This window comes from Acidovorax sp. (assembly GCF_027492855.1).
GTDB lineage: Bacteria > Pseudomonadota > Gammaproteobacteria > Burkholderiales > Burkholderiaceae_C > Acidovorax.
Map to the genome: position 1 here is coordinate 31,812 of NZ_JAPUDY010000065.1, position 15,728 is coordinate 47,539.

Below are 15,728 nucleotides of genomic sequence, written 5' to 3' on the forward strand. Positions count from 1 at the left end.
CATTCTTCATGAATGTATCCACCTGGTCCATCAAGAACCCGATCCCTGCGCTGATGCTGTTTGTGCTGCTGACCTTCGGCGGCCTGCTGTCGTTCAACGCCATGAAGGTGCAGAACTTTCCGGACATCGATCTGCCCACGGTCTCCGTGACCGTGGCGCTGCCCGGCGCCTCGCCCACGCAGCTAGAGAACGACGTCGCCCGCAAGATCGAGAACAGCATCGCCACGCTGCAGGACTTGAAGCACATCTACACCAAGGTGCAGGATGGCGGTGCCACCATCACGGCCGAGTTTCGGCTGGAAAAACCCACGCAAGAGGCGCTGGATGACGTGCGCTCTGCCGTGGCGCGTGTGCGCGGCGACCTGCCCGGTGACGTGCGCGACCCCATCGTGACCAAGATGGACCTGGCCGCGCAGCCCGTGCTGGCCTTCACCATCGCCTCAGGCCGCATGGACGACGAGGCGCTGTCGTGGTTTGTGGACGACGCCGTGGCCAAGAAGCTGCTCGCGGTGCGCGGCGTGGGCGCCGTCAACCGCGTGGGCGGCGTTCAGCGGGAGGTGCACGTGGCGCTGGACCCGGTGAAGCTGCAGGCCCTGGGCGCCACGGCGGCCGACGTGTCGCGCCAACTGCGCCAGGTGCAGCAAGAAAGCGCGGGCGGGCGCACCGACCTGGGCGGCAGCGAGCAGCCCGTGCGCACACTGGCCACCGTGCAGTCGGCGCAAGAGCTGGCGGGCCTTACGCTGGCACTGTCGGACGGCCGCCGCATCCGGCTGGACCAGGTGGCCACGGTGTCGGACACCATCGCCGAGCCGCGCGCACTGGCCCTGCTCAACGGCAAGCCCGTGGTGGGCTTTGAGGTGGCGCGCAGCAAAGGCGCGAGCGAGGTCGAGGTGGGCGCCGCCGTGCAGGCGGCCCTGCAGGAGATGCGCACACAGCACCCTGACCTCGAAATCACCGAAGCCTTCAACTTCGTGCAGCCCGCACAGGAGGAATACGACGGCTCCATGCACCTGTTGTACGAAGGTGCGCTGCTAGCCGTGCTGGTGGTGTGGCTGTTCCTGCGCGACTGGCGCGCCACCTTTGTCTCGGCCGTGGCGTTACCACTGTCGGTCATCCCGGCGTTCATCGGCATGCACCTGCTGGGTTTTTCGATCAACGTGATCACGCTGCTGGCGCTGTCGCTGGTGGTGGGCATTCTGGTGGACGACGCCATCGTGGAGGTCGAGAACATCGTGCGCCACCTACGCATGGGCAAAACACCCTATCAGGCGGCCATGGAAGCCGCCGACGAGATCGGCCTGGCCGTGGTGGCCACCACCTTCACGCTGATCGCGGTGTTTTTGCCCACCGCATTCATGAGCGGCATCGCGGGCAAGTTCTTCAAGCAGTTTGGCTGGACGGCCTCGCTCGCTGTGTTTGCCAGCCTGGTGGTGGCGCGCCTGCTCACGCCCATGATGGCGGCCTATATCCTCAAACCCATCGTCGGCGACCACAAGGACCCGCGCTGGATGACGGTGTACCTGCGCTGGGCTGCGTGGTGTGTCAGGCACCGCTGGGTGACCTTTGTCGCCACCGCGGCGTTCTTCATCGGCTCGCTGGCGCTTATCCCGCTGCTGCCCACGGGCTTCATCCCGCCCGACGACAACTCGCAGACCCAGGTGTACCTGGAGCTGCCGCCCGGCGCCACGCTGGCGCAGACCCGCGCCGTGGCCGAGGACGCGCGCACGCGCATCGCCCAGGTGGCGCATGTGAAAAGCGTGTACACCACCATCGGCGCGGGCTCGGCCGGGGGCGACCCCTTCATGGGCAGCGCCAATGCCGAGACACGCAAAGCCACGCTCACCATCCTGCTGGCCGAGCGGGGTGACCGCCCGCGCAAGCAGGGCATCGAAAACCAGATCCGCGCCGCGCTGGAAACCCTGCCCGGCGTGCGCAGCAAGGTGGGCCTGGGCGGCTCGGGCGAGAAATACGTGCTGGTACTCACGGGCGACGACCCCAAGGCGCTGACCAGCGCGGCCCTGGCGGTCGAGAAAGACCTGCGCACCATCCCCGGCCTGGGCAGCATCTCGTCCACCGCCAGCCTGGTGCGCTCCGAGATCGCCGTGCGCCCCGACTTCGCGCGCGCCGCCGACCTGGGCGTGACCAGCAGCGCCATCGCCGAAACCCTACGCATCGCCACCGTGGGCGACTACGACGTAGCGCTGCCCAAGCTCAACCTCTCATCGCGCCAGGTGCCCATCGTCGTCAAGCTGCAAGACGACGCCCGCAAGGACCTGTCGCTGCTTGAGCGCCTGCCCGTGCAGGGCAGCAAAGGCCCGGTCATGCTTGGCCAGGTGGCCACGCTGGAGTTCAGCGGCGGCCCCGCCGTGGTAGAGCGCTACGACCGTGCGCGCAACGTGAACTTCGAAATCGAACTCTCGGGCCAGCCGCTGGGCGACGTGACCAAGGTGGTAGAGGCCTTGCCCTCCATCAAGAACCTGCCGCCGGGCGTGCGCCAGGCTGCAGTGGGCGACGCCGAGGTGATGGGCGAGTTGTTCGCCAGCTTCGGCCTGGCCATGCTCACCGGCGTGTTGTGCATCTACATCGTGCTGGTGCTGCTGTTCAAGGACTTTTTGCACCCAGTCACCATCCTGGCGGCGTTGCCGCTATCGCTGGGCGGCGCCTTCGTGGGCTTGCTGATCGCACAAAAGAGCTTCTCGATGCCCTCACTCATCGGGCTCATCATGCTCATGGGCATCGCCACCAAAAATTCGATCCTATTGGTCGAATACGCCATCCTGGCGCGGCGCGAACACGGCATGACACGCTTCGAGGCCCTGATCGACGCCTGCCACAAACGCGCCCGCCCCATCATCATGACCACGCTGGCCATGGGCGCAGGCATGGTGCCCATCGCCATAGGCTTCGGCGCGGCCGACCCTACATTTCGCTCGCCCATGGCGGTGGCGGTGATCGGGGGGCTCATCACTTCTACCCTGCTAAGCCTGCTGGTGATCCCGGCCGTGTTCACCGGGGTGGACGACCTGGGCCAGTGGTTCGGGCGCGTGCTGCGCAGGTTGCGGGGCGTGCGGCCCGCAGGCCCGCCAGCTGCGCACTGAGTGGCGCTAACGAGGGGGTGAGCGACCGCTCGAGGTGATTCTGGAACGGTGTCTGCTCGATGAACTCGTTCCTGGGCGCGTTAGCGGTAGGTGGTCTTGGCCTGCCTCAAGGGTTGAGCGCACAGTCAATTGCTATCATATTAATAGCAATCCATGATTGATGGACAAGCGCTGGGTTGCTATTTCAGGGTGCATCGTAGAGTGCCGGCATGGGGTCGTGAGGGCAAGATGCAAGACCTGACCCTGGCACCCCTGCTGGCACCCCTCTGGCACCCCTGTTCTCGTAGTCATACGCAAGAGGATCGCGACTGCTCTGAGGTGCGAGCGAACCGGAAGAGTCGCGCGCTGCCGTGTTGCTGACCCATCCGCCTTCGCCGCCTTCATCCCAATAGCCCGAAGTCCCTGAGGAGCCTGCATAGCTCACGTTGCCGCCAAGCCACAGCCCATTGCTCCAGTCTGTGGGGGCCCGCAAACCCGTTGCGCTACGACCCGAACCGCCCAGGCTGTAGACGGAATCGCGAGGCTGCATGGAATCCGCCAGAGAGCTCCCCAATGCATTGCCAAAGGCATCAGCGATTACTTAAACAAGGGCAATATGTACGGTTTCCAAACGAGCATTAGCAACATAATACAGGCTACAAAAACCGAAAAACCCCAATAAAATCGCTTCTCGGATTTAGAGTATTTTTTATAACCTTCTTTATCTGGAAAGCCTAGCATTTCATTTCCCTATTTTCTCTGAGTATCCATATAGCTGATATACAAACACGTTATTATTTACACGAGGGCCAATCCTAATTCAATCGACGTTGCCCCACCGTACGAGTGATTAATGACAATGCTTGGGGCACAAGGGTCAGGTCTTGTCTTTTGCCCATCTACCCCTCCTTTTCCTCAAACTCCACTCCGACTCCAATCAAAGCCAGCCACACTGACACGATATCAGCCCTGCATCCTTGGCTAGATATCGCATCCTGGACGATCATATGGCCGCTTGTGGAACAGGTGTGGTTGTCCTGGCACCAGTTCTTCCTGGCCCGTCGGCCGCGCACTGAGTGGCGCTAACGGTCTGTGGTGAGCGACCGCTTGGAGTATGTCTGTAGCGGGGTTTGCTCGCTGGGCAGAGTGCTGGCGTGTTGTGTTAGCGGTAGGTGGTCTTGGCCTGCCTCAAGGGTTGGGCACACAGCCAAGCGCTATCATGTTAATAGCATTCTATGATTAGTGGACAGGCGCTGAATTGCTATTTGGGGGGACATCGCAGAGCGCCTGTATGGGCTTATGAGGGCAAGATACAAGACCTGACCCTAACGCTCCGGCTTGCGGCTCAGGGGTGGCGGCGAGCTTTATCTTTTTAGCTGCTGTCTGCTATCTATCCGATCGCTGGCAGCGTCTGTTGGACGGGTGGCTTGGGACTATTGCAGACAGGACAATCAATCTTGCCCCCAGCGGTGGTTTGGCAGCAAAGGCGCTTTGCACTTTGAGCATTTCTTAGGGAACAACAGTACTCCAGTTGTTCCCGCTTTGCTGCTGCTGGGTACCGTACCGCAGCGCGGACAGCGGTACACAAGGCCAACGTAGGCAAGGAGGAGGAGGCCACAGAACCAGCCAGCGCCAAATGCGACTAAATTGCCATTGAACTTTGCCGCTATAAATCCTGCGAGAAAGAACCCAAAGAACGGTACAACGCCAAACCATAGACCGAGTCTGTGCCGCAAAATAAACCGACGACTTGTTTCCACATCTTCAAGGCTGTTATCGCGGCCCAGGCAGTCGCTTCGCCAACCCATTAACGGCTCCCAGGCTGTTGCGCGGGTGCAAGGGTCACGGGTGCAAGCACGGGTGCAAGGGTCAGGTCTTGTCTTTTGCCCATCTACCCCTCCTTTTCCTCAAACTCCACTCCGATTCCAATCAAAGCCAGCCACGCTGACACGATATCAGCCCTGCATCCTCGGCAAGATGTCACATCCCGGACGACCTATGGCCGCTTGTGGAGCAAGTATGGAGCTCCTGGCACCAGTTCTTCATGGCCCCCGCCAGCCGCGGACTGAGTAGCGCTAACGGTGTGTGGTGAGCGACCGCTTGGAGTATGTCTGTAGCGGGGTTTGCTCGCTGGGCAGAGTGCTGGCGTGTTGTGTTAGCGGTAGGTGGTCTTGGCCTGCCTCAAGGGTTGGGCGCACAGCCAATAGCTATTATATTAATAGCGCCATACGATTAATGGACAATCGCTAAATTACTTTTTTAGGTGCATCGTAGAGTGCCGGTATGGGCTTGTAATGGCAAGAAACAAGACTTGGCCCTCACATCCTTCTCACATCCTTGACCCTCACATCCTCACATCTGTGCAGGTCTTTCAATCCTGTCCCCACCGATGAGTCGGCAGCAATGGTGCCTTGCACTTAGGGCATTTTTTGGGGAACAGCAATATGCCCGTTGTGCCCGGCTTGCTGCTGCTAGGAACTGTGCCGCATCGCGGACAGCGATATACAAGGCCAACATACGCAAGTAAGAGCAGCCCACAGACCCAAAACATAGAAAAGGCAACCAAATTACCTTGCAGCTTGATCGCCAGATACATAAAACCGAAGGCGCCAAAAAATGGAACCACTCCACACCATAGGCCCAAAGCATGCCTACGTGTGAATCGTTGGGTGACTTCAGTATTACTCAGTCCAGCATCACGGACTAGATAGTCTTGACCCCACTTCATCATTGCCCCCTCGGCTGACGCGGCTTAACGCCGAACTCAAGCAGGTTCGCCTTGGCCTCCCAACCCAGCTTCGGAGCAAGGGGTGAGCTAGTCCAAGTTACGCTGCCCTGAACGTACCTTCGATTTTTTATCGCATCGGGTGCTAGGGTCACGCGTGCAAAGGTCAGGTCTTGCCTTTTGCCCATCTACCCCTCCTTTTCCTCAAACTCCACTCCGACTCCAATCAAAGCCAGCCACGCTGACACGATATCAGCCCTGCATCCCTGGCTAGATGTCGCATCCCGGACGATCTATGGCCGCTTGTGGAACAGGTGTGGTGGTCCTGGCACCAGTTCTTCTTGGCCCGCCGGCCGCGCTCTGAGTGGCGCTAACGGTCTGTGGTGAGCGACCGCTTGGAGTATGTCTGTAGTGGGGTTTGCTCGCTGAGCAGAGTGCTGGCGTGCTGTGTTAGCGGTAGATGGTCTTGGCCTGCCTCAAGGGTTGGGCGCACAGTCAAAAGCTATCGTATTAATAGCACTCTATGATTAATGGACAAGCGCTAAATCACTTTTTTAAGGTGCATCGTAGAGTGCCGGCATGGGCTTGTAATGGCAAGAAACAAGACCTGACCCTCACATCTGTTGCCTCCGCGATCCAGGTGAGAGGCCACAGATTCGCCGTCGCTACTACCTGGGGCGTGGAATGCTATCCAATCAATAGCTGCTAGCGCTCTACCGACAAGCGCTAGCGACCCCAGCTTTCGTTCGCCCAGGACCGTGGATTGGTGTTTTCATTGCTGCCGCGCTGCCAAGGGCTATAGAGGTCGCAGAGGTACACCGTCATGCCCGTGCTCTGGGTGAGCGTTGCATGCGCGGCTGGCGTACAAGGCCAACCGCAGCAGTTGTCTCAGACTCGGTCATCCGGTCTCTTGGCTGTCATATCCAGAGGATCGCGGGCACGCCCCACGGGGTATCACCAGGGGAAAAGCCGGGAAATCACCCGGTAGGTGCTGGCTTTGGCGGGTGGGTAAGCGTTGGATAATGCCGAGCGCACCATGAACCTCGTCAGCCTGAACATCGAATCCATCCAGATCGGCCACCCGCTGCCTTTTGTCTTGCGGGGGGCTGATGGCGTGCTGCTGGCGCAAAAAGGCTATGTGATCCGCACCCGCGAAGAACTGGCCAAGATGGTGGCGCGAGGCCGCGAGCTGTGCGTGGACACCGACGAGTCGGGCGATAGCCACCGCGCCTACCTGGCGCAACTGCAGCGCATGCTGATTGCCGACACCAACCTGGGCGAGATTGCCGCGATGAAGATGACGGCGGCGGAGGAGTCTGCCAGCCGAGCGCGCTCCGGCAAGGCCCTGGCGGACTGGCCGGAACTGCAACTGCGCGCCACGCAGTTGCTGCGCGCACCGTCGCCCGGTGACTTTGGCGCGCGTTTTCAGGCCCTGCATGACGAGTTGACCCGGCAGTGTGAGCAGGCACCCGATGCAACCCTGTTGGCGCTGATCTACCTGTCGGCCCAGGAGACGCGCATGTACAGCGCCACGCATTCCCTGCTGGTGAGTTGCGTGTGCATGGTGGTGGCGCGCGAAATGCTGCGCTGGCCCGATGGGCGAGTTCAGCAGTTGGGGCAGGCGGCCCTGAGCATGAACATCGCCATGACCGAGCTGCAGGACCAGTTGGCCCAACAGACGCACCCCCTGACCGCTGCTCAGATCACGGCGGTGGAAAACCATGCGGCACGTTCCGAGGTGCTGCTGCGCCACCTGGGCGTGGCCGACCCCTTGTGGCTGGAGGCGGTGCGCTGCCACCACCACCGGTCGCCAGGGCCGCTGGACAAGAAAACCCAGGCCCAGCAGATGGCGCGCCTGGTGCAGCGTGCCGATATTTTCGGCGCCCGGCTGGCGCCCCGTTTTGCTCGACTGCCCATGCCGGTGACCGCGGCAATGCAGGCCAGTTACTACGACGAAGACCACCAGGTGGATGAGGCCGGCGGCGCGCTGGTCAAAACCCTGGGTGTGTACCCGCCGGGTGCCTTCGTGCGGCTGGCCAGCCGCGAGGTGGGCGTGGTGATCCGCCGCGGCACCACGGCCACAACACCCCGTGTGGCGGTGGTAACCAACCGCGACGGCATGCCCACCGGCGAGCCCATTCCCCGCGACACCGGCATGCCGCCCTGGAAGGTCACCGGCGTGGTGGCCTTCAAGGATATGCGGGTCCAGCTCTCGCTGGAACGCCTGCTCCAGATGGTCTGACGCCTGGCGGAGAGCCTGTTTGCGGCCTATGGAGGGTCGCCAACAAGACACTAACAGGCTCTTGGCACTCGCCCCCTCCAAGCTTTCATCTGGACAAAACCGGTGGAGCCGTTAAATTGGAGGCGTTGTCAGCCCATGGCTTGCTGGCCGTCGATTGCGCTATGAACACACTTTCACGGTTTTGTTACACCTCAGGCCTGTGGGCGGTGCTGTTGACTGTGCCCACGGCGCAGGCGGCGGATGTGCCCCCCGGCTGCCCCGCCGTGCTGCAACATACGGTTGACCGCCTGCAGGACGAAAAACCCCAGTCGCTGTGCCAGTACGCTGGCCAGGTGGTGCTGGTGGTCAACACCGCCAGCTTTTGTGGTTTCACCGGCCAATACAAGGGGCTGGAGGAGCTGTATGCGCGCTACAAGGACAAGGGGCTGGTGGTGCTGGGCTTCCCGTCCAACGATTTTTCGCAGGAAACGGGCAGCAACCAGCAGATCGCTGACTTTTGCGAGAACACCTTCGGCGTGAAGTTTCCGATGTTTGCCAAAAGCAGCGTCAAGGGTGCCGATGCCTCGCCCTTGTTTCGCCAGCTTGCGCAACTGTCGGGCACAGCGCCGCGCTGGAACTTCCACAAATACCTGCTGGGCCGCGACGGCAAGATGGTGGACAGCTATTCCAGCCTGACCGGGCCGGACAACAAGGGCCTGGTGCGAGCCATCGAACAGCAACTGGCGCTGCCCGCGCCCCGGTGAGCGCCATGCTTGCTTTACTTTTCTTTAAGAAAATTTCGGAAAGGGCCTGGAACTTCGCCAACCTGGCCCCACTCTATCTATCCATTGCGCAACGTGCTTGCACGGCGTACAGTTTTAGTGTTGCGAAGCCTTTCGGGCCCCTGGGTTCCGACTGACCTCCTGGAGCGCTTCTCCTCCCTCCCTCTCTTATTCGTTTCGGGACGCTTCGCAACCTTTTTATTCCAGGTGTCGGCCAGAGGAGGCCGCGCACCCACCGCCCCAAGCCTTGATGATCACACCAGCGCCTGCTGAAGCCGGGAGTGCCCCGGCAGCGGCACCGCGCGTTGCAGCACGCCTTCGGCCAGCCACAGCGCACTGTTCCATGCGCGTTGAGCCACGTAGGGCAACGGCAACTGCTGGTAATCGTCGTTGAACACTTCAAAGCTGTAGTCACCCTGGTAGCCCATGCCGTCGAGCGTGCGCACCAGTTCGGCCAGCGCCTGGCTGTGCACACCCTCGCCGGGGAACACGCGAAAGTGCCGTGCGGTGTCGATGCGCTCCTGCACGGTGCGGGTCTCCTGCCACATGAAGTCCGAGAGCTGCACCAGGTAGATCTTGTCCGGGTCCACGTCTTCCAGCGCGGACAGCGGCGTGCTGGTGGCGAACTGGTGGTAAGAGTCGACAGCCAGGCCGAGGTTGGGGCAATCGGCCTGCTGCACCGCCGCCCAGGCCTGGTGCACCTCGTTGATATGCCGGCCCCACGACAAGCCCTCGAACGCCACGCGGATGCCGTGTGGCAGCGCCAGCAGGGCCAGCTTGCGCAGGTCGCGTGCAATGGCGTCCGCATCCGCCGTGGCGTGCGACGAGGTGGAGCTGCAAGCCAGCAGCACCGGGGCGCCCAGGTCACGCGCCATCAGGATCATCTGCTTGGCAATGTCCACCTTGTAGCTGTGCAAGTGGCCCGACAGGCCTTCAAAGTCGCGCAGCACCTGGAAGCCCGTCACGCGCAGGCCGCTGCTGCGCACGGCATGCACGGCGGCCGCTATGCCCTCAGGGTGGCCCACGATATCGCGTGCGGCCAGCATGATCTGGCCAAAGCCTGTGGCTTTGACGGCAGCCAGTTTGGCCTCCAGCGGACCGGCCAGGCTGATGGTGTCCATGCCGAAGTCGGCGACATTGCGTTGCATGGTGGATGTGCGCATGGGATGGCCTCCAGGGTCAGCGGGCGTCCAGCACCAGCTCGAAACTGGGCGAACCCACATCGGCGCGGGTCAGGGCGCCGCGTGTGCCGGTGTGCACGCCCGTGGGCGATTCGACAAAGTCCACGCCGCGTGCACGCAGCGTGTTCACGGTGGCCAGCACATCGGGCGTGCCAAAGGCCACGCGCTGCAGCAGCTCCTCAGGGTCGGCGTCGAGCGCATCGACCAGCGGCTCGATCAGTTGCCAGTGCAGCGTGCCGCAGGGGCTGGCCAGGATGCGGCCATGCGTGAGCACGCCAAACGATTGGTTCGGCGCAAGTTCGGCAAAACCAAACAGTTCCGCGTAGAAATGAATCCAGTCCTGCGCACGGCCCAGGCCGATGTACTGCACCACGCCGAACAGATGCAGGCCCTGCAGCGCGGGCGGGCGCGGGTTGACGGTAGGGATGGGCACAAAGTCCACGTCGTAGATCGAGAACTCCTTGAACCGGTCCACAAAGTAGATGCGGCTGGCCCCCACGCCGTGGATGGCGGGAATGTGCAGCTCCATCACCTCCACCTCGGTGTGCACGGCCCAGGCGCCCAGCTCCAGCACGCGGCGGTAGACTGCGGCTGCGTTGCCCACGCGAAAAGCGATGGCGGCCAGCACAGGGGTTTCCGTGAGTGCGGGCGGCGCATGCACACCTGTGCGCTCGTTGTCCTGGTGGGCGTTGACGATGATGTTCATATCACCCTGGCGGTACAGCAGCACCTCGCGCGAGCGGTGGCGCGCCACGGGCTGAAAGCCCATGCGCTCCAGCGCCTGGCCCAGCGCCTGCGGGCGGCTGGTGGCGTATTCAATGAACTCGACGCCCTGCAGGCCCAGGGGGTTGGGCATGTCGCCCAGCGCTTCGCGGGTGGCCACCATCGGGGTGCTCATGGTTTCGACTCCTTGTATGTTGGGGCGGGCAAGGCGTTCAGCGCGCGCTGACCAGGCGGCGGAAGTGGGCGTCCATGCGGGCCGCATCGGGCGCCTCGCCGGTGAACAGCTCGAAAGCGCCCACGGCCTGGCCCACGGCCATGCCGCCGCCGTCAGACACCTTGCAGCCCAGCGCCCGCGCTGCACGGACCAGCGCGGTGTCGAGCGGGAAATACACCACCTCGGACACCCACATCGCGGGCCGCAGCAGCGCCGCGTCAAGCGGGAGCCCCGGCAGCTTGTCCATGCCCGTGGGCGTGGCGTGGATCAGCCCGGTGGCGTTGGCCATGGCCGATTGGATCTCCATCGCCTCGGCCCGGGGGCCATAGAGTGCGTTCACGTCAGCGGCCAGTTGTGCGGCACGTTCGGGCTGGGCATCCACGATGCTCAGGTGCTGTGCGCCCAACCGCAGCACGGCATGCGCAATGGCGGCGCCCGCACCGCCCGCGCCCAGCAGCACCACACGGCTGAGGTCGGCGCCAGGCAGCGCACGGGTAAAACCCCAGGCCCAGCCCGACCCGTCGGTGTTGTGCCCCACGAGCTGGCCGCCCTGCACCACGACCGTGTTCACGGCGCCCATGGCGCGGGCTTCTTCCGACAGGCTATCGAGGTAGGGGATCACCGCCTGCTTGCAGGGGTAGGTCACGTTGCAGCCCGCGTAGCCCATGATGCGCGCCGCCGACAGCAGGGTGTGCAACTGCTCGGGCCATTGCTCCAGTGAATGCGCCGAGCGGTCCAGGTCGATGAGCTGGTAGTGCAGGCGCATGCCGTGGTGGCGCGCCTCTTCTTCGTGCAGGGCGGGCGACAACGACTTCTGGATGCCAGCGCCGATCAGCCCGATCAGCACCTTGCGGGGGCTTGTGGAAAACATGATGGGCGCGGTGTGCTCACGGGCAGATGCAGGATGAGGTGCTGCGGCGAGGCGCAGCACAGGAAACGTTGCGTTGCGCGGGTTACTTGCCGCCGCGCAGCTTGGCCAGCGTGGCATAGACCTCTTGCACGGTTTCGGCACCCACCTTGTCGCTGTGCTTTTCGACCACGGGCTTGACCTTGGCGCGCAGCTTGTCGAGCTCGGCGGGCGGGAACTCGGTGACCTGCATCCCGGCCTTCTTGAGTTCTTCGAGCGCCACGTCGGCCTGCGAGCGCGAAACGCTGCGCTGGAAGGTGGTGGCTTCGGCCATGGCTTCGGTCACGGCCTTCTGGTCGGCGGGGTTCAGGCTGTCCCAGAACTTCTTGCTCACGATCACGGCCTGGGGGTTGTACATGTGGCGTGTGATGGTCAGGTGCTTTTGCACCTCGGCGAACTTGGACGACAGGATGGTCGAGAACGGGTTCTCCTGGCCGTCCACGGCCTTTTGCTCCATGGCCGTGTACAGCTCGGGGAAGGGCATGGGCACGGCGTTGGCGCCCAGGGCGTTGAACATGTCGATGTAGATCGGCGACTGGATCACGCGGATCTTGAGGCCCGCGATGTCCTCGGCCTTGGTGATGGGCTTCTTGCTGTTGGTGAGGTTGCGAAAGCCCAGCTCCCAGTAGCCCAGGCCCACAAGGTTTTTGGCCGAGAGCTTGTCGAGCAGCTTCTTGCCGAAGGGGCCGTCGGTCACTGCATCGGCCTCTTGTGGCGATGCGAACAGGAACGGAAAGTCGTAGATGCCGAATTCCTTGGCCTGTGCCGACAGGATGCCAGCGTTGAGCACGGTCATCTCCACGGTGCCGCCCTGCAGGGCCGACACGGTTTGCAAGTCACCGCCCAGCGTGCCGCCGGGGAAGAGCTTGACGGCGATGCGGCCACCGGTTTTGGCGGCCACCAGGTCGGCAAACTTCTGCGCGCCCTGGGCCTGGGGGTGGTCCTTTTGGTTCTGGAAGGCGAACTTGATGGTGCGCTCCTGGGCATGTGCGGCGGGCAACAGCGACGCGGCGACGAGGGCGGTGGCAAGCAAGGTTTTGAGCAGCTTCATGGAAATGTCTCCTTGGGTTTTGGGCGGGGCAACAACGGAACAGGCGGGGAACAGGTGGGAGGCAGGTCAACCCCCGAGCCAGCGCAGCGGCGCGGTGACGATGGAGGGGAACAGCACCAGCAGGAACATCACGGCAAACTGGGCCAGCATGAAGGGCATGACGCCCCGCGTGACCTGCGACATGGAGATGCGCCCCACCCCGGCCACCACGTTGAGCACTGTGCCCACGGGCGGGGTGATGAGCCCGATGGCGTTGTTGATGATGAACAGCACGCCGAAGTACACCGGGTCGATGCCCGCTGCCTTGACCACAGGCATGAGCACGGGCGTCATGATCAAAATGGTGGGCGTCATGTCCATGGCCGTGCCGACGACCATGACCAGCACCATGATCGCGATCAGCAGCAGAGTCTGGTTGCCCATGAAGGGCTCCAGCATGCCGATGACCTTGGAGGGCAGGTCGGCCACGGTGATGAGCCAGGCCGAGACCATGGCGGCAGCGACGAGAAACATCACCACCGCGCTGGTGCGGGCCGAGGCCCGGAAGATTCCGGCCAGTTGGTGCACGCTCAACTCGCGGTAGATGACCATGGCCACGAACAACGCATACACGGCGGCCACCACGGCGGCCTCGGTGGGGGTGAAGACGCCCATGCGCAGGCCCACCAGGATGATGATGGGCAGGCCCAGCGCCCACACGGCTTCGCGCAGGGCCAGCATCAGTTCGGCGCGGGTGGCGCGCTTCGGGGGCGCCACGTCTTCGCGCCGAACCAGCCACCACCAGGTGATGGCCAGCGCCAGCCCCAGCATCACGCCCGGAACGATGCCTGCCAGAAACAGCTTGCTGATGGACACGTTGGCGGCCACGCCAAAGATCACGAAGCCGATGGACGGCGGGATCACCGGGGCGATGATGCCGGCCGATGCAATGAGCCCGGCCGAGCGCTCCTTGTTGTGGCCCGCCGCCACCATCATGGGCAGCAGCAACGAGGCCAGCGCGGCGGCGTCGGCCACGGCCGAGCCCGACACGGCGGCCAGGATCACCGCCGCCATGATGGCCACGTAGCCCAGGCCGCCGGGCACATGGCCGACCAGCGTGAGCGCGAGCTTGACGATGCGCTTGGACAGGCCGCCCACGTTCATGATCTCGCCCGCCAACATAAAAAACGGCACGGCCAGCAGCGGAAAGCTGTCGGCGCCATTGACCACGTTCTGCGCCAGGATCTGTGCGTCGAACAAGTCCAGGTGCCACATCAGCGCCACGCCGCTGATGAGCAGCGCAAACGCGATAGGAATGCCGATTGCCATGGCAAGCAGCAGGGAGCCGAGGAAGATGGTGACAGTCATGGCGGGGTCCGTGCTGAGGCGTTCAGGGGCGTGGGTCGCCAGGGGCTTTGGCGGAGGCATCCGCGCTGGCGGGGGGCGTGGCCGCGTCGCGGCTGAGGTGCTCCAGGGCAGCCATGTCTTCGCTTTCCTGCACCATGACGAGCTCATGCTCGGCCAGCGGCACAAACAGCGTGCGCAGCAGGTCGTGCAGCAAGATGGCGATCCCCGATCCGCCCATCAGCACGCCGCTGGCGTAGAAGAAACCCACCGAGGCACCGGTGACAGGCGCTTCGGTCTCCCAGTTGATGACCATCTGGGCCCAACTGCCGGAGAGCAGCAGCCAGGACACATAGAGCATGGCCACCTGCGCCAGCACCAGGCAGACCTTCTTGCCTGCTGCAGGCAAACGGGAGACCAAAGCGTCCGTGCCCAGGTGGCCGTGTTCGCGCAACGCTACCACGGCACCCATGAAGGTCAGCCACACGAACAGCCAGCGCGAGAGTTCTTCCGACACCGTGATGCCGGAGTTCATGGTGTAGCGCAGCACCACGTTGCCGAACACCAGCACCACCATGACAGCCAGGCACAGCCCCGAGAGGATGTCGAGCGCGCGGGTGTAACCCCGTAGCCAGCGGTCGGCCAGTGCAAGCATGGTGTCTCCAGTCGTGATTGATTGCCTGGAATAATTTTGTACGAACTGGTTAGTATTTGATCTAAGTGCAAACCCTTGCCGCCCCACTGTGATAGGCCGGGCGCAAAAACTGGGCCGCGGCGGCAATGCCGCGTGCTTCGGGGAAGCTCAGGGCCGCAGGAAGCGCACGATCATTTCGATGATCGATTCACGGCGTTGCGCCGTGGCGGCGGGCGTATCGAGCGAGCGCTTGAAGATCGCGCCAAAGGTGTGGCGGTTGGCGACGTTGAAGAAGCACAGCGCCGAGATCGACATGTGCAGGTCCACCGGGTCCACGTCGGGGCGGAACACGCCAGCGGCCACGCCGCGCTGGTACACGTCGCGCACGGCATGGATGACGGGGATGTTGAGCTCCTGGATGGTGGCGGACTGGCTGATGAACTCGCCCCGGTGCATGTTCTCGTTCATCACAAGGCGGATGAAGTCAGGGTTGGCAAGCTGGTAGTCCACTGTGAATCCGACCAGCGTGCGCAGGGCTTGCTCGGGCGCCAGGTCTTCGAGGTGCAGCTCCGACTCGATCCGCCGGATGCGCCGGTAGGCATCCTCCAGCACCGCCACATACAAGCCTTCTTTGCTACCAAAATAGTAGTAAATCATGCGCTTGCTGGTGCTGGTGAGCGCTGCGATCTCGTCGATGCGCGCTCCGGCCAGCCCCTTGTCGGCGAACTCCGCCGTGGCCACCTGCAGGATGTTGGCCATGGTGCGGTCGGGGTCGTTGATGCGCACGCGGTCCGCGCCCGGCGTGGCGGCCGCATCGCGCGCGGCGCGCTGGCGCGTGGCCCGTGCGCCGGGTGCTTTGGAGGGGTTTTGAACCATCTCGTTCATAAGCG

Annotated in this window: 10 protein-coding genes; 3 read left to right on the forward strand and 7 right to left on the reverse strand. The window is 63.2% G+C overall.

All coding sequences use genetic code 11. The features are described 5' to 3' along the window. Nucleotides 1-8: 8 nt before the first annotated feature. The 3 genes from Q0105_RS12275 to Q0105_RS12285 all read left to right on the forward strand — a co-directional run bounded on the left by Q0105_RS12275 (nucleotide 9) and on the right by Q0105_RS12285 (nucleotide 8,787). Complete coding sequence (locus tag Q0105_RS12275; protein ID WP_298212146.1) at nucleotides 9-3,098, forward strand: efflux RND transporter permease subunit; 3,090 nt, start codon at nucleotides 9-11, stop codon at nucleotides 3,096-3,098. 3,740 nt (nucleotides 3,099-6,838) lie between these two features. Further along, on the forward strand, nucleotides 6,839-8,044 hold the full coding sequence (locus Q0105_RS12280; RefSeq protein WP_298212148.1) for a phosphohydrolase: 1,206 nt from the start codon (nucleotides 6,839-6,841) through the stop codon (nucleotides 8,042-8,044). A gap of 161 nt (nucleotides 8,045-8,205) precedes the next feature. After that, nucleotides 8,206-8,787 (forward strand): glutathione peroxidase, encoded by a 582-nt coding sequence (locus tag Q0105_RS12285; protein WP_298212150.1) that lies wholly within the window; start codon nucleotides 8,206-8,208, stop codon nucleotides 8,785-8,787. Nucleotides 8,788-9,059: 272 nt separating this feature from the next. Here Q0105_RS12285 and Q0105_RS12290 read toward each other — a convergent pair whose 3' ends face one another. The 7 genes from Q0105_RS12290 to Q0105_RS12320 form a co-directional block, all read right to left on the reverse strand. Continuing rightward, complete coding sequence (locus Q0105_RS12290; RefSeq protein WP_298212152.1) at nucleotides 9,060-9,968, reverse strand: sugar phosphate isomerase/epimerase family protein; 909 nt, start codon at nucleotides 9,966-9,968, stop codon at nucleotides 9,060-9,062. A 16-nt stretch (nucleotides 9,969-9,984) separates the two neighbouring features. Continuing rightward, entirely contained in the window at nucleotides 9,985-10,884 is a 900-nt protein-coding gene (locus Q0105_RS12295; RefSeq protein ID WP_298212154.1) for a VOC family protein, read from the reverse strand. A 37-nt stretch (nucleotides 10,885-10,921) separates the two neighbouring features. Then, a complete protein-coding gene (locus tag Q0105_RS12300; protein WP_298212156.1) occupies nucleotides 10,922-11,794 on the reverse strand; it encodes a shikimate dehydrogenase in 873 nt (290 codons plus the stop codon). Nucleotides 11,795-11,876: 82 nt separating this feature from the next. After that, nucleotides 11,877-12,881, reverse strand: a complete 1,005-nt coding sequence (locus tag Q0105_RS12305; RefSeq protein WP_298212158.1) for a TRAP transporter substrate-binding protein — start codon at nucleotides 12,879-12,881, stop codon at nucleotides 11,877-11,879. Nucleotides 12,882-12,947: 66 nt separating this feature from the next. Continuing rightward, on the reverse strand, nucleotides 12,948-14,228 hold the full coding sequence (locus Q0105_RS12310) for a TRAP transporter large permease subunit (RefSeq protein ID WP_298212160.1): 1,281 nt from the start codon (nucleotides 14,226-14,228) through the stop codon (nucleotides 12,948-12,950). A 22-nt stretch (nucleotides 14,229-14,250) separates the two neighbouring features. Then, nucleotides 14,251-14,859: a TRAP transporter small permease gene (locus Q0105_RS12315; protein WP_298212162.1), complete on the reverse strand. Its 609-nt coding sequence runs from the start codon at nucleotides 14,857-14,859 to the stop codon at nucleotides 14,251-14,253. 147 nt (nucleotides 14,860-15,006) lie between these two features. Then, nucleotides 15,007-15,723 carry a TetR/AcrR family transcriptional regulator gene (locus Q0105_RS12320; RefSeq protein ID WP_298212164.1) on the reverse strand — a complete coding sequence of 239 codons (717 nt, stop codon included), beginning with the start codon at nucleotides 15,721-15,723 and terminating at the stop codon, nucleotides 15,007-15,009. Nucleotides 15,724-15,728 lie beyond the last annotated feature (5 nt).

What these genes read in the sequence shown, in the direction of transcription:
- Q0105_RS12275 (WP_298212146.1), top strand. Translation starts at nt 9, where the DNA reads ATGAATGTATCCACCTGGTCCATCAAGAACCCGATCCCTGCGCTGATG.
- Q0105_RS12280 (WP_298212148.1), top strand. Translation starts at nt 6,839, where the DNA reads ATGAACCTCGTCAGCCTGAACATCGAATCCATCCAGATCGGCCACCCG.
- Q0105_RS12285 (WP_298212150.1), top strand. Translation starts at nt 8,206, where the DNA reads ATGAACACACTTTCACGGTTTTGTTACACCTCAGGCCTGTGGGCGGTG.
- Q0105_RS12290 (WP_298212152.1), bottom strand. Translation starts at nt 9,968, where the DNA reads ATGCGCACATCCACCATGCAACGCAATGTCGCCGACTTCGGCATGGAC.
- Q0105_RS12295 (WP_298212154.1), bottom strand. Translation starts at nt 10,884, where the DNA reads ATGAGCACCCCGATGGTGGCCACCCGCGAAGCGCTGGGCGACATGCCC.
- Q0105_RS12300 (WP_298212156.1), bottom strand. Translation starts at nt 11,794, where the DNA reads ATGTTTTCCACAAGCCCCCGCAAGGTGCTGATCGGGCTGATCGGCGCT.
- Q0105_RS12305 (WP_298212158.1), bottom strand. Translation starts at nt 12,881, where the DNA reads ATGAAGCTGCTCAAAACCTTGCTTGCCACCGCCCTCGTCGCCGCGTCG.
- Q0105_RS12310 (WP_298212160.1), bottom strand. Translation starts at nt 14,228, where the DNA reads ATGACTGTCACCATCTTCCTCGGCTCCCTGCTGCTTGCCATGGCAATC.
- Q0105_RS12315 (WP_298212162.1), bottom strand. Translation starts at nt 14,859, where the DNA reads ATGCTTGCACTGGCCGACCGCTGGCTACGGGGTTACACCCGCGCGCTC.
- Q0105_RS12320 (WP_298212164.1), bottom strand. Translation starts at nt 15,723, where the DNA reads ATGAACGAGATGGTTCAAAACCCCTCCAAAGCACCCGGCGCACGGGCC.